Annotated in this window: 10 protein-coding genes and 1 pseudogene; 9 read left to right on the top strand and 2 right to left on the bottom strand. The window is 41.5% G+C overall.

What is annotated here, in order from left to right:
- Positions 1 to 662: 662 nt before the first annotated feature.
- A complete protein-coding gene (locus RRG12_RS18155; protein ID WP_256091358.1) occupies positions 663 to 794 on the top strand; it encodes a hypothetical protein in 132 nt (43 codons plus the stop codon).
- Positions 736 to 1,013, top strand: a pseudogene (locus RRG12_RS18150) (hypothetical protein). The gene RRG12_RS18155 and the pseudogene RRG12_RS18150 overlap by 59 nt, the downstream one beginning before the upstream one ends.
- Here the strand turns inward: RRG12_RS18150 and RRG12_RS18145 are convergent.
- The gene (locus RRG12_RS18145) at positions 978 to 1,133 is read right to left on the bottom strand and encodes a hypothetical protein (protein WP_420760244.1); all 156 of its coding nucleotides are present in this window, start codon (positions 1,131 to 1,133) and stop codon (positions 978 to 980) included. The pseudogene RRG12_RS18150 and the gene RRG12_RS18145 sit on opposite strands and share 36 nt — an antisense overlap.
- Before the next feature lie 94 nt (positions 1,134 to 1,227).
- Between RRG12_RS18145 and RRG12_RS18140 the strand changes: the two genes are divergently transcribed.
- The 6 genes from RRG12_RS18140 to RRG12_RS18115 all read left to right on the top strand — a co-directional run bounded on the left by RRG12_RS18140 (position 1,228) and on the right by RRG12_RS18115 (position 18,289).
- A complete protein-coding gene (locus RRG12_RS18140) occupies positions 1,228 to 6,591 on the top strand; it encodes a beta-ketoacyl synthase N-terminal-like domain-containing protein (protein ID WP_420760242.1) in 5,364 nt (1,787 codons plus the stop codon).
- Between the two features lie 327 nt (positions 6,592 to 6,918).
- On the top strand, positions 6,919 to 8,646 hold the full coding sequence (locus RRG12_RS18135) for an SDR family NAD(P)-dependent oxidoreductase (protein ID WP_420760241.1): 1,728 nt from the start codon (positions 6,919 to 6,921) through the stop codon (positions 8,644 to 8,646).
- Positions 8,647 to 8,834: 188 nt separating this feature from the next.
- Positions 8,835 to 13,586: a PfaB family protein gene (locus RRG12_RS18130; RefSeq protein ID WP_420760240.1), complete on the top strand. Its 4,752-nt coding sequence runs from the start codon at positions 8,835 to 8,837 to the stop codon at positions 13,584 to 13,586.
- 135 nt (positions 13,587 to 13,721) lie between these two features.
- Positions 13,722 to 15,398: a PfaD family polyunsaturated fatty acid/polyketide biosynthesis protein gene (locus RRG12_RS18125; protein ID WP_420760239.1), complete on the top strand. Its 1,677-nt coding sequence runs from the start codon at positions 13,722 to 13,724 to the stop codon at positions 15,396 to 15,398.
- A gap of 2 nt (positions 15,399 to 15,400) precedes the next feature.
- Positions 15,401 to 16,915 (top strand): thioester reductase domain-containing protein, encoded by a 1,515-nt coding sequence (locus tag RRG12_RS18120; protein ID WP_420760238.1) that lies wholly within the window; start codon positions 15,401 to 15,403, stop codon positions 16,913 to 16,915.
- Positions 16,916 to 17,485: 570 nt separating this feature from the next.
- A complete protein-coding gene (locus tag RRG12_RS18115) occupies positions 17,486 to 18,289 on the top strand; it encodes an SDR family NAD(P)-dependent oxidoreductase (RefSeq protein ID WP_420760237.1) in 804 nt (267 codons plus the stop codon).
- A 67-nt stretch (positions 18,290 to 18,356) separates the two neighbouring features.
- On the opposite strand, the gene hetI is transcribed toward RRG12_RS18115, so the two are convergent.
- Entirely contained in the window at positions 18,357 to 19,076 is a 720-nt protein-coding gene (gene hetI / locus RRG12_RS18110; protein WP_420760236.1) for a 4'-phosphopantetheinyl transferase HetI, read from the bottom strand.
- Between the two features lie 741 nt (positions 19,077 to 19,817).
- Between hetI and RRG12_RS18105 the strand changes: the two genes are divergently transcribed.
- Positions 19,818 to 19,985, top strand: a complete 168-nt coding sequence (locus RRG12_RS18105; protein ID WP_176727194.1) for a hypothetical protein — start codon at positions 19,818 to 19,820, stop codon at positions 19,983 to 19,985.
- The last annotated feature ends 139 nt before the right edge of the window (positions 19,986 to 20,124 follow it).

The following is a 20,124-nucleotide window of genomic DNA, read 5'->3' as shown; positions in this document are numbered from 1 at the left end:
GGGATCTAAAACTTTTGATACTGACAAAAGGACTTTTAAAACATCCTCTTAGCATTCTTGTAGAGTAACCGCGAATTCCATTCGCTCTGGCTTTTTAAGCACCATTTTAAATCATGCAATCACGATTATGTTTATCAAGTAACATACTAAAAATTAATATTTGCTTTATAAATAACCACTTTGGTTTTTAACTTGACTTATATTTAAAAATAACCAAAAACTTTGACTAAATTATGATGTTTGTCTGAGAAAATATACTTATGACTATTCAATTTATCTATGTATTCATTGAATTGTGATTTACTAGACAACAGATTTTCATTGTTAACTTAATTCAGCACAAACTTATGGCTAACACGTAGATAACAAAATATCCCATACATTTATAGAGTCATAAATTATACTTTTTTGCTTAATTTTATTCAAGTTAACATCAGTAATTGTGGATGTTTGTTTATGAAATAACTTTAAAGAAATGATTTAGTTTCTGTAAAATATGCTAGTATTTTTATTAATTCAATGCTTTAAAGTAGTTAAACAAACTAGTTATTTAATTGAGATTTTTAAATTAAAAATAACTAAAGATAACTGCTTTGTCATTACCTTGTGACCGTTTCATTACTTGTTCAAGTTACATAAATTCGGATTCAAGGTGGTGTCTTTTGTGTAACAAGCTTGTCAACTTTCCTGGTTTAAATAGCATAAAATATATTATCCCGGACGTTGAAACTGGCTATGACATTGAACAAGATGCAGAACGTTGTCATTCACAACAGCTATGTTGCTGTGGTTAGCCTAGATAATCAAATGCTTTTGGGTGAAAAAACGTTTCTGTTCTCTTAGCTACTCCTCAGTTCCCATCACTCCAGTAGGATACCATTACTCAAAATCTTTACCATTACAAATGGATTAAATTCACTGGTCAAGCAGCTATTACACTCCAAAACTATTTTACCAGTTTTAACAACGTCTTTGACCTATTGCCACAATTTCAAGAGTCTAGCGTTGGATAACATTTTTGTGCGATGTCTACGATGGACTACGCCTACGCAGTGTGCCAAAGCCGCCTGGAAACATAAGGCTTTACCTGGCATAATTCGTAATTCGTAATTACTTTTTCGCCAGGATTTCATATCTGTTAACTGCTTACAAAACGAGAGCTTTTCATTATTTAGTAGGCAACAGAAATTACTGTAGCTACACAATTCACAGTACTAACTATGCCCTATGTCTGCTTATTCAATTGATACTGCCTTAACGGAGTTAGAGAGCCTGATAACTAATTGTGAACAGGCTGTGATTAAGTCTATCGAGGGAAAAAAAATGAAATCGGATAAATCAGTGTCAATCAACAAAATTAACAGACAATTACAACACAATCCTATCGCCATTGTTGGAATGGCTTCTTTATTACCTCAAGCTAGAAATTTGCGGGAATACTGGCAAAATATTGTAAACAAAATTGATTGTATTACTGATGTTCCTTCCACTCACTGGAGCGTCGAAGATTATTACGATCCAAATCCTAGAACCACTGAAGATAAAACCTATTGTAAAAGAGGCGGGTTTCTTCCAGAGGTAGATTTTAACCCGATGGAATTTGGCATCCCACCTAGCATTTTGGAAGTCACAGACGTATCGCAACTATTAAGTTTAGTGGTTGCGAAAGAAGCGATGGAAGATGCTGGCTATGGCGAAAAACGTGAGTTTAACCGCGAAATGGTTGGGGTAATCTTAGGCGTGGCTATGGCCAAGCAGTTAGGAATGCCACTTTCAGCAAGATTGGAATATCCGATTTGGGAAAAAGCGCTTAAAAGCAGTGGTTTATCTGACGAAGATACTAAAAAAATCGTCGATAAAATCAAAAGCGCTTATGTGAAATGGGATGAGAATGCTTTCCCTGGAATGTTAGCGAACGTAGTCGCGGGTAGAATTGCCAATCGCCTAAATTTTGGCGGAATGAATTGTGTAGTTGATGCCGCTTGCGCTAGTTCCTTTGGTGCTTTAAAAATGGCAATTAGCGAACTAGTTGAGCATCGCTCTGACATGATGCTGACTGGTGGTGTTGATACCGATAACACCATCATGGCTTACATCTCATTCAGCAAAACACCGGCGGTTTCTCCTAGTGAAAATGTCAAACCTTTCGATGCTAAATCTGATGGGATGATGCTGGGTGAAGGTATCGGGATGATTGTCCTCAAACGGTTAGAAGATGCTGAACGGGACAACGATAAAATATATGCCGTAATTAAAGGTATTGGTACTTCCAGCGATGGACGTTACAAGAGCATTTATGCTCCCCGCAAAGAAGGCCAAGTTAAAGCCTTAGAACGTGCTTATGAAGATGCCGGCTTCTCTCCCGCTACCGTTGGTTTGATGGAAGCACATGGCACTGGTACAATGGCTGGAGATCCGACAGAATTCGGTTCTTTAAAAGACTTCTTTGATGTCCATGATGATAAAAAGCAGCATATCGCTTTGGGTAGTGTGAAATCGCAAATCGGACACACAAAAGCGGCTGCGGGTGCGGCGAGTTTGATTAAAACTGCTTTGGCTTTACATCACAAAGTATTGCCGCCGACAATTAACATCACTGAGCCAAATCCCAAACTCAACATTAAAAATTCATCCTTTTATTTGAATACCGAAACTAGACCTTGGATTCGTCCAGAAGGTGAAGCACCAAGACGCGCAGGTGTAAGTTCCTTTGGATTTGGCGGAACCAACTATCACGTTGTTTTGGAAGAATATGAAGCTGACCAAAACGCCGCCTACCGCTTACACAGTGGTGCTAGTGAAGTGTTGTTGTTTGCTCCTACAGTAGAGCAATTGTTGAGCAAGTCGGAAGAGATTTTAGGTAAGTTGCGATCGCCTGAAGCACCTACACACTATTCACAATTAGTCAATGAGTGCAAATCACAACAGATTCCCCTCTCTGCTCCCAGATTTGGGTTTGTCGCTGAAAATCTGGAAGAAGCTTGCAAGTTTCTGCAAACTAGCATTGACTGGCTGAAACTCAAAGGGTCAGCAGCATCTTGGGAACATCCCCAAGGGATTTATTACCGCTCCTCTGGTATGGAGTTGGGCGGAAAAGTTGTCTCTCTATTTTCTGGACAAGGTTCGCAATACCTGGAGATGGGACGCGAACTGGTGATGAATTTTCCTTTGATGCGCCGTCTGCATGGTTATATGGATAGCCTGTTGCTCAAAGATAATTTGCAGCCGTTGTCAGAGATTGTTTTTCCTCATCCTGTGTTTGCAGAGGCAGAAAAAAATGTCCAAATTGCTGCCTTGCAACGCACAGAATATGCCCAACCAGCCATCGGGGTGTTGAGTGCAGGGATGTACAGCATATTGCAACAAGCTGGGTTTAAGTCAGATTTTGTGGCGGGACATAGCTTTGGTGAATTAACCGCACTATGGGCTGCGGGAGTTTTGAGTACAGAAGATTACTTGTTCTTAGTGAAAGCTAGGGGTCAAGCAATGGCTGCACCCGAAGACCCAGATCATGATGCGGGTAGTATGTTGGCTGTCAAAGAAGACATCAGCAAAGTAGAAGCAGTGCTGAGACATTTTCCCCAAGTTGCGATCGCTAATCAAAATTCTCCCACTCAATTTGTCTTGGCTGGGCCTACCGCAGAAATAGCGAGAATCAAAGAGGCTTTACACGAGAAAGGATATACGGCTGTATTGTTACCTGTTTCCGCAGCGTTCCATACACCGCTAATCGCCTTTGCTCAGAAATCCTTTGCGATCGCAACTAAGTCTGTTAAATTCCAAAGTCCCAAAATCCCTGTTTACAGCAACGTTACCAGTAAGCAGTATCCCAAGGAAGCCCAAGGTATTCAAAAGATTCTGGAAACGCACCTTTCCAACTCAGTGCTGTTTAAGCAGGAAATTGAAAATATCTATGCGGCGGGTGGTACTTGCTTTGTGGAATTTGGGCCGAGGAGAATTCTTAGCAACTTAGTGAAAGAGATTCTTGGCGATCGCCCACATATTACCGTATCTTTGAACCCCAGCACTCAAAAGAATAGCGATCGCTCTTTGCGCGAAGCAGTTGTGCAGTTGCGGGTGATTGGTTTGACTTTAAATAACCTCGATCCTTACCAACTTCCCCAAACTATTCCCCCAATTGAGACGAAGAAGACATTAAATGTTCGTTTAAACGGCATCAATTATAGATCCGAAAAAACGAAAAATGCCTTCGCTCTAGCTTTACAGGATGGGCATAAAGTCACATTACCTACTCCTGAATCTTTTGAAACTGTGGCTCCTTTATTTAGCAGCCCAGGTGTGACTCCAACTCTCGCAGCGATCGAGACTAACGGACATAAAAAACTTACCCCAGCAATGAACGGTGTGACTGCTACTATCATCGCCCAGCCAGAGCAACAGATGAATCCTGTTACCCTGTCACAACCAGCCCAGGAATCTAAGATGCAACCAACACCAGAAAAACTTACAAATTACGAACAACTTTTAGCAAGTTTAGAATATCTCCTGACACAGTTCCAGGAAAATCAAGCCGAGAATTTACAAGTTCACGGTACTTATCTCAACCATCAAATGGAATACGCTAAAGCGTTTTTCCAACTAATGCAGCAGCAGAATTCCTTGTTGAGTGAAAGTAAATCAACAGCCGAAACTGCCAAAATGAAGCTAGTTGTCATGGAAAGCCTAGAGCGTAGCATGATGCAGTTTCATTCCCAACAAGGTGAAACTCTACGCATCCATGAGCAATATCTTCAAGAGCAGTTGGAATATACTAAGAGCTTTTTCCAACTAATACAGCAAGAATATTCTCAAATCATCTCAGGTGAGGGAGTAACGCAATTAACAGAGAAACTCAGCAATTTCACTCCGTTCACCACAGAAACAACTGTTAGTGATGCACCTACCAAGATAGTAGAAAGCCAGCCTTTGCCTGTAGCTGTTACCCAAGAACCTCTCCCGGCTGCTGTAGAGCCTGTAGTTGAAACTTCTTACTCTCCACTTCCCACTCCCCATTTTGCCACTGTCGAGACAGTCGAGCCTGTAGTTGCGCCACCTGTCCCAGTAGTAGAAGAACCCCAAGCTGAGGTTGTAGTCAAAATTAGCTCACCCCCAGTCAAGGAAGTTGTTGCAGAACCAGCACCCACAACTGCTGCACCTGTATCTGGCGCAACCATCGATATTGTTGACTTGGATAAAAATCTTTTAGCCATCACCAGCGACAAGACCGGCTACCCAGTCGAAATGCTGGAAATGGACATGGATATGGAGGCTGATTTAGGGATTGACTCCATCAAACGGGTGGAAATCTTAGGGGCGCTACAAGAGATGTACCCCAACCTACCCAAGCCCAATTTAGAAGAACTGTCAGAAAAACGCACCATCGGTCAAGTTGTAGAGTATCTGCAATCCCATGCTTCCAAAGGTGTTTCGATAGAAATTGCAGTTCACGAAGTGCAACAAGTAACTGAGATTCCAGTAGAGACTGCACCAGTAGTTGAGGTAGTTACTACACCGGAAGTAAGCGTAGTTGTTGCATTCACTCCAGAACCAGAAGTTGCTCCTTCTACAAGTGATGAATTTGCAAACTTAGGTGAAACCCTGTTAGCCATCACCAGCGATAAAACTGGTTATCCAGTGGAGATGCTGGAACTGGAAATGGACATGGAAGCCGACTTGGGGATTGACTCGATTAAACGGGTAGAAATCTTAGGGGCGATGCAAGAAACGTACCCCAACTTACCCAAACCAAATATCGAAGAACTCGGCGATCTCCGCACCATCGGTCAAATAGTCGATTACCTACAGCAGTTGGCTGGAGGTGAAAAAAAAAAGTCTGAGCCTGAGTTTGTCCAACAACCACCGGAACTAGAGCATACTATCCAGCGCCATCCGGTCAAACTCAGAAGCCTAGCACAGCCCGATTATTTGGATTTCAAGTTACCAGAGGGACACATCAGTTTAATTACCGATGATGGTTCCCTCACCACTTACAAATTAGCTGAATCCCTAATCGAGAAAGGCTGGAAAGTAGTAGTTATCAGCTTTCCCCAATCGCTTCTCGTCCAGCAAGCGCCCCTACCCACAGGAGTAACCCGCGTCACCTTAGCAAACTTGAGTGAAGAACATCTTCAACAACAATTGCAAGCGATCGCATCTCACTGTGGAGCAATCGGGGCCTTCATCCACCTACATCCAATGTTTGTAGGAAATCACACCGGAAGTATTTCTTATAACGAATCAGAAAAGGCGATCGTCAAGCACGTATTTTTGATGGCGAAACACCTCAAACCCTCTCTAAACGAAGCTGCAAAGCATGGACGTAGTTGTTTCTGCACAGTTGCTCACCTTGATGGAGCCTTCGGTTTAGAGTACAAAGTCAACTTCGGTGCGATCGGCGCTGGTTTGTTCGGATTAAGCAAAACTCTGAGATGGGAATGGCCAAAGGTATTTACTCGTGCGATCGACCTAAGCCCCAGACTTGACGCTAAACAGTCAGTACAAAACATCATCGCTGAACTTCACGACCCCAACCTTTATATAAGTGAAGTTGGCTACGGCTCACAAGGACGAGTCACCATTATCGCTGATTAAAAACCAGATTAACGCCGTGTGCAACTTTCTCTCGAACCTAACCCCCAACCCCTTCCCTACAAGGGAAGGGGAGTAAGAATCAAAGCCTCTCTCCCTGTGGCTACGGTCGAATTACCCCCCTTAATCCCCCCTTGGAAAGGGGGGAAAAAAGAAATCTAGTTCCCTCCCCTTTACAAGGGGAGGGTTAGGGTGGGGTAAAACCCTGGTTAATCAGCTACTTCAGACTTGTGTGTACACCGTAGTCCTGTAGGGGAGAGGAATGGAAGCGAGGGTTTCAAGAATAAGTTACACATCAAACCCAATTTATGCAGGTATTCACGAGGATTTATGACACAAACAGCCCAGCTTAGTCCATCATCTGTCTTTGTCGTGAGCGGCGGTGCAAAAGGGATTACGGCTGAGTGTACTATCAGATTAGCCCAACAGCAACCCTGCAAATTCATCCTCCTCGGTCGCTCCGAACTATTAGAAACCGAGCCAGATTATGCTCAAAATTCTGATGAATCCGCATTGAAAAAATGCATCATGGAAAATCTTCTTTCTCAAGGAGAGAAGCCCACACCCATGAATGTGCAAAAAATATATAACAAAATTACCTCCAGCCGCGAAATTAAAAAGACTCTAGCAGCAATTGAAAAAACTGGAGCTAAAGCAGAATATATCAGCGTCGATGTCACAGATACGCCAGCTTTACAAGAAAAACTTGCTACTGCTGTGCAACATCTCGGCCCAATTACCGGAATCATCCACGGCGCTGGAAACTTAGCTGATAAGTTAATAGAAAAGAAAACAGAAGAGGATTTTGAAAAAGTTTACACCGCTAAAGTTCAAGGTTTAGAAAACCTGCTAACTTGCGTTAACCCTAATCAACTTCAGCATTTAGTTTTGTTTTCTTCAGTCACAGGCTTTTACGGAAATCCTGGACAATCTGATTATGCGATCGCAAATGAAATTCTGAACAAATCAGCCCATATATTTAAGCAAAGTTATCCCTCATGTCATGTAGTCGCTATCAACTGGGGCGCTTGGGATAGTGGGATGGTGACAGCAGAATTAAAGAAGATTTTTCAAGAGCGAAAAATTGAAATAATTCCCATTGCAGTCGGAGCGCAAATGCTCGTGAAAGAAATGGATAATACCAATCACGCAACTGCACAAGTTGTTATTGGTAGCCCGCTTGTTCCCCTGGCGGCAGAGTTAGATTCAGAACTACGAACCTATCGTATTCGTCGCCAAATGACATTGGAGGCTAATCCATTTTTACACGATCATACGATTGCTGGTTCTCCAGTTTTACCAGCAACTTGTGCAATGACTTGGATTATCAATGCTTCTGAACAATTATATCCCGGTTATCGGTTGTTTAATTACCAAGATTTTAAAGTTTTGAAGGGGATTACTTTTAATGACACATTAGCGAAAGAACATCTTTTAGAAATAGAAGAAATTTCTAAAGTTAATCTTGAAAGAATCGAACTTAAAGCCAAAATTTCGAGTAAAAATCCAGAAGGGAGAATCCATTTTCATTTTAGCGCTCAACTCAATCTCCAGCGAGAAATCCCAGATGCACCTATTTATGAATCTCTCAATCTCGAACCAGATAATATCATTACTGCGACAGGAAAAGCTTTTTACCAAAATGGTGGGGCGACATTATTTCACGGCCCCGGTTTTCAAGAAGTTAAGAGAGTTTTAAACATCAGTCCTGAAAGAATCACTACAGAATGTCTTTGGCCAGAACTCACCGCACAGGAACAAGGACAATTCCCCGTCCAATGGGTAAATCCTTACACCACTGACTTGAGTATGCACGCTTTATGGATTTGGACACAACACTTTCATGAAGAAGGTTGTTTACCTGGAAAAGTAGAGAAATTTGAACAGTTTGAAGCGATACCACATAACGAAACATTTTACGTTTCTTGTGAAGTACTAGCTAAGACACCAAGCAGTGCGATCGCAAACTTTATCATACACGACCGCCAAGGTAAAATCTATTCACGAATGCTCGGCGCTCATGCCATTATTTGGTCAATGAAAATGCTCAGAAGCTAGTAATCTGTCAAGTTTAAAGTTCGTAGTAAGGACTTTAGTCCTTCTTAATATAAGCACTTTAGTGCTTACTACAAACTATCAAAATCTTAGGATTGCTAGAACTTGCCTCGTTTAAAGTTTGGGGAACAGCGTAAATCCTGCCTTTTAATTATCTCTTGCTAAATACCCAAACTCGGAGCATATAAATCGTGGAAAAAATAGCCATCATCGCATTATCATGCCTATTCCCCGATGCAAATAATCCTGAAGAATACTGGCAAAACATCGTTAATCAAAAAGATTCGACATCCTCTGCAACCGTCGAAGAAATCGGAGTAGATCCGACAATATTTCACAATCCAGTTAAAGGTACACCAGACAAAACCTATTCCCTCAAAGGCGGTTACATCCGCAACTTCCAGTTTAACCCCTCCGAGTACAATCTACCATCAGAATTTGTTGCTGGTTTAGATAACACCTTCAAATGGTCATTGTATGCCGCTAAACAAGCAATTGAACAAAGTGGTTATTGGGGTAATCAAACTGTTCTGGCAAAATGTGGCGTAATTTTAGGTAATTTGTCATTCCCAACAAAATTATCTAATCAATTATTCTCGCCAATTTACCAGCAAGCTATTAATCCTGCTGTCAGAGAACTTTTGCAGCATGAAGACTTTGATTTAGCTACTTTACCAAGTGCAACCAAAGCATCTTTATACAATGCGATGATATCTGGTTTACCAGCATCTATCGTTGCTCAAGCTCTATCTCTATCTCAGATTAATTTATGTCTGGATGCTGCTTGCTCGTCATCATTTTATGCCATTAAACTAGCATCTCATTACTTATGGTCACACAAAGCTGATGTCATGTTAGCTGGAGCCATCAGTTGTGCAGATTCCCTATTCGTGCGGATGTTATTTTCCGGCGTTCAAGGGTATGCAGAAAACGGTATTAGCCGCCCCTTAGATAAATCCTCTAGAGGGCTAATTCCCGCCGACGGTGTTGGAATGGTAATGCTGAAGAGATATTCTGATGCCGTTAGAGATGGCGACAATATTCTCGCTACCATCTGCGGTAATGGACTATCGAATGATGGTAAAGGTAAACATTTACTCAGTCCAAATCCTAAAGGACAAGTCCTAGCTTTTGAACGAGCCTATAATGAGGCGAAATTTAGTCCTAAAACCATCGATTACCTAGAGTGTCATGCCACTGGCACATTGCTAGGAGATACAACCGAATTTAACTCCATCGAAACATTCTTTGGTCAAAACCAAGCCGCGCCTCTGGTGGGTTCTGCCAAAGCCAATACTGGTCACTTGTTAACTGCTGCTGGCATGGTTGGCTTGACTAAAGTGATTTTGAGTATGTCTCATGGTGTAATTCCAGCAACCATGAATGTTTCGGAACCTTTAACATCAGAAAAAGGTACAATTTCCGCCGATAAAATTGTTAGAACAGCTACGACATGGCCGAATAATAACGCACCAATTAAACGGGCGGCTATCAGTGCTTTTGGTTTTGGCGGCACTAATTCTCATCTGATTTTAGAACAAGGGAGTACAACAGAATCAGTTGAATCAACTCCGCCTGTTCCACCTACCAAAGTCGCCATTGTCGGCATGGATGCCTTTTTTGGTAACTGCAATGGCTTAGATGCTTTTGAACGCAGTATTTATGATGGAACACAGCATTTTACTTCTCTACCGCCTCAAAGATGGCACGGGATAGAAAATCAAGAAAGTGTCCTCAAAGAATACGGTTTAACAGACGGGAAAGCACCAGTAGGAGCATACATCAAGGATTTTGAAATCGATACTTTATCGTGCAAAATCCCACCGAATGAGATAGAGAAATTAAACCCACAACAATTGTTGCTCCTGAAAGTTAGCGATCGCGCCGTGAAAGATGCGAAACTACAGGAGGGTGGCAATGTGGCAGTGATTGTCGCCGCCGAGACAGAATTCTCTGTGCATCAGCTACAGCAAAGATGGAATCTATCTTGGCAAGTTAAGGACGGCTTACTCAACCAAGGAATTTCTCTACCTGCTGAACAGCTGGCGCAACTGGAAACCATCGTTAAAGATAGCATTCACCAACCTGTAGAAATCGGCGAATATGTAAGTCACATCGCCAACATCATGGCGAGTCGAATTTCTGCTTTGTGGAATTTCACTGGCCCTGCATTCACCGTCAGCGCTGGCGAAAATTCCGCCCTCAAAGCGTTGGAAGTTGCCCAAATGCTACTCGCTACGGGAGAAGTAGACGCGGTGGTTGTGGGTGCGGTAGATTTAGCCGGTGGTGTAGAAAACGTCTTGTTCCGCAGCCAATTTGCCCCAATTAATACGGGTGTCAATACGTTGGGTTACGACCAACAAGCTAATGGCTGGACGGTTGGCGAAGGTGCGGGTGCTGTTGTCCTCAAGCGCTACGAAGCTGCTAAGGAAGATAATGAACGCATCTATGCAGTAATTGATGCCATGAGTTTCGCACAAGGTAATTCTACTTTGAGTGATGCTTTGGTAAAACCTGATGCTTCAGCTATCAGCAATGTCTGCAAACAAGCTTTCGAGATGGCGGAGATTCAACCCACAGAAGTTAACTATGTGGAAGTCTTCGGTAGTGGCGTTCCCCAGGAGGATGAAGCCGAAATCACAGGTTTATTGCAAGCTTATCCGAAAGTGGGCAATGGTTTGCACTGTGCATTGGGCAGCGTCAAAGCCAATATCGGCCACACCTATACAGCATCGGGAATTGCTAGCTTAATCAAAACCGCTCTCTGTCTTTATTACAGGTATATTCCCGCCACACCCAAATGGTCTGGTGTCAAAACACCGCAAGTATGGGAAGGTAGCCCCTTCTATGTGGCAATGGAATCAAGACCTTGGTTTGTCGATAAAGGCGGCACACGCAGAATAGCAGCAATTAATAGCATGGGTATAGATGGCAGTTACGCCCATTTAATCTTGTCGGAAGAACCCAGCCAAGAGGAACGCGACAACAGATATTTGCAACAAATGCCTTTTCATCTGTTTCCTATCGCAGTTAGCGATCGCACCACCATCTCCGATCTTCTCAACAATCTCCAAAATACCATAGAAGCGAGTTCTTCTTTATCAGCTACCGCCAGCGAGATATTCGCTACTTTTCAACAGCATTCTAATCCAAAATACGTCTTATCAATCACAGGACGTAACACAAAAGATTTACTCAAAGAAATTGAATCTGCCCGCAAAGGTATAAATAATGCCTTTGAAAACGGCACAGATTGGCAAACACCACTAGGTAGTTATTTCACAGCGAAACCATTAGGTAAAACTGGAGCAGTTGCTTACGTTTATCCCGCAGCAGTCAATTCTTACATTGGTATTGGTCGTACTGTTTTTCGCTTATTTCCGAAAGTATTCGAGGACTTAAAAAGTAACAATCTCTACAATCGGGCTGCCGATGTCGAAAAGTTAGTTTACCCCAGAAGCTTACCTAAATTAACAACCAGGCAATTAGAAACTCTTGAAAAGCAATTGTTAGATGATTCCCTAGCAATGTTTGAAAGTGAAATCGCCTTTGCTAGATACATGACGGCAATTTTCCGAGATGATTTTAAAGTCAAGCCGCAATCTGTATTTGGGTATAGCTTGGGCGAAACTAGTATGATGGTTGCCCAAGGAGTTTGGAGTGATTTTGAGGGCGGAAGTAACACTTTAAACTCATCACCTCTATTTGGCGATAAGTTATCTGGGCCGAAAAATGCAGTGCGTGAATATTGGGGATTAACCGATTCACCAAACAACAATCTTTGGAATACCTATGTTCTCATGGCTACTCCATCGCAAGTTAGAGAATGCCTGAAACATGAGAATCGCGTCTACTTAACTCAAATCAACACACCAGAAGAAGTATTAATTGCAGGTGATGATGCCGCTTGTAAGCGAGTGATTGCAACTTTAGGTTGCAATGCGTTCCCCGCTCCCTTCGACCATGTGATACATTGTGAAGCGATGCGATCGCAGTACGAAGAAATCAAGAAGGTAAACACCTTACCATCGCAAAATCTTCCAGGTATTATTTTTTATTCTGCCGCCGATTATCAACCAATTACACTTGATAGCGATACCATTGCTCACAACATCGCCAAAGGATTGTGCCAAGAACTTGATTTTCCGCAATTAGTTAATCGTGTCTACGGTGATGGAGTCAAAATATTTCTAGAAGCAGGCGCGGGTAATGTCTGTTCGCGATGGATTGACAAAATTCTCGGCAACCAAGAACATATCACAGTCTCTCTAAATCGTAGAGGCATGGATGACCATGCTGCAATGGTCAAAGCATTAGCAAAACTACTCAGTCATCAGGTGAATGTCGATTTATCACCGTTGTACAACAAAGCTCAAGGAACCGCTAATTCAAATAAAGCAACATTGAGAACAGTTACCTTGGGTGGGAAAGCAATCGCTGCTACAATTTTGAGTGAAGAAAATCGCCAGATTGTTAAAGATTTGGTTGAGGATATTAAATGCGATCGCTTCAAAATACAGCATCCAGATATACCTAACATCCAGCAATCTGAAATCACAGATTATCTTAACACTTCCAACCAAATAACCCAAGAAGAAAATTACTCCCCTAACATCTTGCCTCAGCCAGAAGAAGTAAAACCGAAAAATATCATTGATAACGTTTTTGAACCGAAAGAACAATTACAATCTTCTGAGTCAAGCGCAATTAGACAGCCAATTCCTCTTTCTTCTGCACCTGTCATAACTCGAAAAATTAGTAGCATCATCAGCATGTTCGATTTAAATAAGACCCAGTATCAAAAGCTCAATGCTAATAATTCAAAGATAACTAAAGCACACACAGCCTTCTTACAAGCTAGACAAGATTACAGTCAGCAAATGAGCGAAATCATTCAATTGCAACTAGCTTGCGCCCAAAACTTACTTAACGACGAATCTTGACATAAGTCTACATACTTCAACCGTCAATAACCTTGGGTAAGGGGAAAGGTGGATTGATAAAAGGAAAATATTTCTTCCCCATTCCCTATTCCCCACTGCCCTTATTTAATAATTGTAATCCGAGGGATAACTGCCGTGACAACCGTAGATACGGTACTAAGTAAACACGATAATGGCCTTAATTTTTCTTCCTGGTCATATAACAAAAACCAGGTTTGGAAAGGTTCTTTAGAAACTGTATCTTTTGAGAAACAAACCATCAAAGATAAATTGATGGTGTTAAATAAACCCTGCTACATCGTGAAAGTTGCCGGAAAAATCGGTGTCACAAACGAGGGGTATTTATGCCCTGGTGATAATGGCACAACAGCACAAGTAGAACTGCTAACATTTGCAGCTCCAATCCGCATTCAACAGTTTGGAGATCCCAATTTTCTCTCCTCTCATGGAGTAAAATATGCTTACGTTACAGGTGCAATGGCTGGCGGAATTGCTTCCGAAGAAATGGTCATTGCACTCGGAAAAGAGCAAATTTTGAGTTCCTTTGGTGCAGGTGGTTTAACTCCAGAACGTTTGGAAGCAGCCATCAATCGCATCCAACAAGCTTTACCTCAAGGGCCCTACGCATTTAATTTAATTCACAGCCCCAACGAACCTGCGATTGAACGCCGCGCAGTGGATTTATACCTCAAATATCAAGTGAGAACAGTAGAAGCATCTGCATTTCTCGACTTGACACCCAACATTGTTTATTACCGTGTTGCTGGATTGAGCTTAAATAGCGCCAATCAAATTGAAATCAAAAATAAAGTCATTGCCAAAATTTCTCGTCGAGAAGTTGCGACTAAATTTTTGCAACCAGCACCAGCAAGAATTCTCAAAGAACTTCTTCAACAAGGGTTAATTACCGAGTTACAAGCAACCCTTGCAACTAAAGTTCCGATGGCTGATGATATTACCGTCGAGGCTGATTCTGGAGGTCATACAGATAACCGTCCCCTTGTTTGTTTGCTGCCTTCTGTTATTGCCTTGCGTGATGAAATTCAAGCCCAATATCATTACCAAACACCGATTCTAATCGGCGTTGCAGGGGGAATTGGAACACCACAATCAGCATTAGCAGCTTTCATGATGGGTGCTGCTTATATAATGACTGGTTCCATTAATCAGTCATGTGTTGAATCTGGGGCTTGTGAACATACCAAAAAGTTACTAGCCCAAGCAGAAATGGCTGATATGATAATGGCCCCAGCAGCAGATATGTTTGAAATGGGAGTCAAATTGCAAGTTCTCAAACGGGGTACAATGTTCCCCATGCGAGCGCAGAAATTATTTGAACTCTATCGCGCTTATGATTCCATTGAAAGCATCCCTTTGGCAGAAAGAGAGAAATTAGAAAAACAAGTTTTTCGTAAAACTATTGCCGAAGTATGGGAAGGAACTGCGGCTTATTTGTCCCAAAAGAATCCTGAAAAACTTGGGAAAGCAGTCAATAATCCTAAACTGAAAATGGCGTTGATTTTCCGTTGGTATTTAGGATTATCTTCTCGCTGGTCTAGTTCTGGTGAAAAAGGTAGAGAAGTCGATTATCAAATTTGGTGTGGCCCGGCAATGGGCGGTTTCAATGACTGGGTACGCGGTTCTTATTTGTCTGAACCAAATAATCGTCAGGTAGTTGATGTTGCTAATCAAATTATGACTGGTGCAGCCTTTTTGTACCGCGTCCAAAATTTGAAAATTCAAGGGCTGCAAACTTCCGATTATTACAGTCAATATCACCCTGTTCGTTCTACATCCTTGTTGGAGATTTAAAAATGACTATAAAACAGTCTTTCACAGCAGACGATATTCAAAGATTTTTGGTATCTAACTTAGCTAAGTTGCTAGGAGTTGCAACTGATGAAATAGATGTCAAAGAACATTTAGAAAACTATGGGTTGGATTCAGCCCAAGCAATGATTCTAGTCAGTAACTTAGAAAAGTTGCTCGGATTTCAGCCCTCTCCATTGCTGCTGTGGCATTACCCAAATATTGAAGCTCTTTCACAGCGTTTAGCTGAAGAAGTGCAAGATGGTTCACCAGTTCAAGATACAAAGGTAGTAGCCTCTAATGCCAACACTGCACCCACTGTTCTAGATTTAGGTGCTGAGGCTGTTCTTGATCCTACCATCCATCCTGGTGCGGCATCTAATGTGCTTGTGGGTGAACCCAAGAACATCTTTTTAACTGGTGGAACGGGCTTTTTAGGAGCCTTTATCATCCGGGAATTGCTACAAGAAACCAATGCGGATATCTATTGCTTGGTGCGTGCTGCTAATGCCGAAGAAGGCAAAAGCAAGCTCCAAAAAAACCTGGAACAGTATGCCATTTGGCAGGAAGAATTTAACTCCAGAATTATTCCGATTGTCGGCGATTTATCTCAGCCATTGTTAGGTATTGGTTCAGAACAGTTTCAAATTTTAGCTGCCAATATTGATACTATATATCATAGTGCTGCTTTATTGAATTATGTTTTCCCATACTCTGCACTGAAAGCAGCCAATGTTTTAGGAACTCAAGAAGTTTTGAGATTGGCTTGTCAAATTAAAGTCAAGCCTGTACATTACGTTTCCAGTGTTGCTGTTTTTGAATCTACTGCTTATGCTGGCAAGGTTGTTAAAGAACAGGATGAATTCAATCATTGGGAAGGTATTTATCTTGGTTACTCACAAACTAAATGGGTAGCTGAAAAGTTAGTTAAAATTGCTCGTGACCGTGGGCTTCCTGTAACTATCCACAGACCACCGCTGATTTCAGGTGATAGCAAAACAGGTATTTGTAACACACATGACTTTATCAACTTGATGACCAAGGGCTGTCTACAAATGGGATATTTCCCTGATGTAGATTATATGTTGGATATGTCACCTGTGGACTATGTAAGTAAAGCCATTGTTTATCTATCACGCCAAAAAGAATCCATAGGTAAAGCTTTCAATTTACAACATCCCCAACCCGCCTCTTTGAAAATGCTCGTTGAGTGGATACGCTCTTTTGGTTATTCAGTTGAGATGATTCCTTACGAAAAATGGCAATCTGAGTTAATCAATAATGTCACTTCTGCTGACAATCCTTTGTACACTCTGCGGCCATTTTTATTGGAACGTTGGTCTGATGAACAACTGACTATTCCTGATTTGTATTTACAAGCTAGAAGACCCCATATTAGCTGCCAAGATACTCTTCATGCATTGGCAGGTAGTTCTATTGCTTGTCCTCCCATTGACTCTCAATTGTTTATGACTTATACTTCCTACTTGATTCAAAGCGGCTTCTTGAATCTCGCTTAGAAATTCACAACTTGCGTAGGATGTGTTAGGAACGTAACGTATTATCCCGGATACTTTCGGTGCGTTACGGAAGCCTTAACACACCCTACAAATACAACAAAACAAGTTTATTCAGTCGATGTTTTTTAAAACTCAGTACTGCTGAATAGTTAATATTTCAGATGCCAGCAACAACTTATATACCAACAGTGGCAATATAATTGCCCTGTTTTTTTATGCTCAATCATGTAAATATTTAGTATTCACCCCTTGACAGAAGCAATTGAGGATAGAATGGTTAATGTCGGGCATAAAGTTTGATTTTACCTGCTGGCTTTTGTGAGTGATTAAAAGCCTTATGCTAGTAATCTGAAATAACCGAACTTATTTAATGCCCAACTTCTTCGATGCATAAGTCCTAAATTTGCGTTTGGACTGCTACATCTATCCAATGCACTAAACAAGCATTTGAAAGAGTAATAACTCAAGATATTTCTTGTAGGTTGAGATATTACGCGTACTTAATTGTAGAACGAGAACCACTGTAAATGCAACGCAGCTTGATCAAGTTGAATTCACCAATATTCTTAAATGAACACAACACTTCAAAGACAGAGCAAACAAACTGCTCTTATTACCGGGGCAGCCGGTGGAATTGGCTACGAATTAGCATGTATTTTTGCTGCTCATGATTACAATCTGGTCTTAGTAGACAGAAACGGGCCAAAGCTAGTAGAAATTGCAGTTCAATTCCAAAAAAAATTTGGAATTTTTGTCAAGGCTATTGTTAAGGATTTATCTATATCAACGGCTCCTGAAGAAATTTTTACAGAGTTACAAAAAGCCGATATTAATGTTGATGTGCTGGTAAATAATGCCGGATTTGGTATCTATGGATTATTTCACGAAACAGACCTAGCTACTGAACTGGAAATGCTACAGGTAAATTTGGTGTGTCTCACCCATTTAACCAAGCTATTCCTGAAACACATGGTCAAGCAAGGTGAAGGTAAGATATTAAACGTCTCCTCGGCTGCGGCTTTTCAACCAGGGCCTTTGATGGCAGTTTATTTTGCTACTAAAGCTTATATCTTATCGTTTTCAGAAGCGATCGCTAATGAATTAGAAGGTACTGGTGTCACTGTGACAGTTCTTTGCCCAGGCTCAACCGCATCCGCTTTTCACGAAAGAACCGGAATGGCTGACTCTAAGCTGCTCAAGGGTAAGAGAATGATGGATGCACGAACAGTAGCAGAAGTTGGTTTTCGTGCCTTAATGAAGGGTCAAACCATTGTCATTCCTGGTTTACTCAATGCAATACTTGCAAAAAGCGTCAGATTTGTACCTAGAAATCTGGTAACAAAAATTGTGCGAAATATGCAGGAGGATAAGTAAGGGCATGGGGCATGGGGCATTGGGCATGGGGGAAGAATAACAAATGACTAATGACTAATGACTAGTATTAATACTGCCAACACTTCAAGTCCCAGCCAAAATTCTCTACCGCAACAGCAGCAACATAATTGTTTGCGGGTACTAGTTCAAATAAACTCCAGTCTTCAGTTATCTGTAACTTGGCTGGTTCTGTGGGAGTGAGCGACACTTCAATTTGCTCTAACTGGGATAGTCCGTCTCCAGTTGCTTTTAAATAAGCTTCCTTACAAGTCCAGTAACGGAAAAATATCTCTTGCTGTTGGTTAGGAGATTGCGATCGCAACATATCATATTCTCTCGGCAAAAAGAACCGTTTGGCAAGAGCTTCTAAATCAGACATCGGGCGAATATATTCTAGGTCTACACCAATTTGGCGAGTACAATTTACCGCACACAAACCTAAACCTTGGGAGTGAGACAAGTTAAACGCCAGTCCACTATCGGCAAATTTATCTGCTAATACTGGTTTCCCACGCTGTTGATAATTAAACTGTACTTGTCGGGGCTGGATATCCAAATAGCGACCTAATATAGTTCTGAGGATACCGCGACCAGCAATGAAACGCTGCCGATGTTCCTGAAAATAGAACCGTTCAGCACGAGCCGTTTCGTCACTGGAAAGAGTTGCTGCTAAACTTTGCAGTTTTGTTTCTGGTTGGTCAAGGTCTATGCGCCAGACATGAATCTCATCCGGTAGCAAAGTGAAATCCGTGGGTGCAGGTAGCCAAATATCATTAGAAGCGGTCATTGAGTCAAAAAGTCAAGGGAGTTTTACTTTAATAGTTTGTTTAATTACAACGATTATTATGGGTGGATCTAGTTTGACGCTTTAGCATTACTATATACAACTGCGCGTGTTTTTCCTAGAATCTACCATAGGTGTTGTTAGATATTAAGTCTAGCTGTAAACCTAAATACAGGTAGCCGCGATCGCTTTTGCTAGCTAAATATTATAATTTATTACTCTAGATGTACGCTCCTCAACTCCACGTTAAATCCCCTGAGAGAGAATACTTTAAAACTCTTGACAGAGAATCGCAAATTTTATTTTGGCTACAACATTAGCTATTACAGTTTTACTCAAAGCAACTAAGAGGAATGTCTGCAAGTGTTCTGACGTAGATATATCTTCACTGAGGAAAAAAGGTAAAGGGGGAAAGGGGAAAGGGGAAAGGGAACTCCATGCTTAAAAGCTCTTGTTTCAAATATGGACGCTGATTTTTATTGCACTACGTGTCGCTAAAAATCTTCTTTTAATATTTTCCATATTTAAAAATAGGGGCTTTATACCGTGTGGGAAAAGTTTTATCTTTAATTCCTTTACCCCTTCCCCCCGCCCCTTATCCCCAGAGGGGGCCCCACCTTCCCCTTTTCCCTTTTTTGGTAAATAGGTTTTCTCCAAAAGTGTTAAATCTGGAACAAAAAACCCTTGCCAAAGCTTGTTAAAAACCTATTACAACTACTTTTTTGTAGAACATAGTGAGGATGAATGATTCTTAATTTGGAGTACTTTGCCTTTTTTATACTGCTACTAGCAGCGCTGCTATCAGCAATTAGGCAAATGAGCGTTGCTTTGGATGAGTTAGATATTGCGCGTTTTACTCTCTGGACAGGTATTGCTTCTGTTCTTGCTGGTTTACCAATGATATTGTGGTAGCTTCTGGGTCAATGCCATATTCTCTATAGCAATCCTACTGAGTTGTGAAATTAGTTGTGGAGACAGGCAATAGGCAATAGGCAATAGGCAATAGGCAAGAGATTTTTTTCACGAATGATTTAGGATTGCTCTATTTTAG

It is taken from the genome of Nostoc sp. CALU 546 (assembly GCF_048836525.1).
This window is presented reverse-complemented; position numbering and strand designations above follow the sequence as displayed.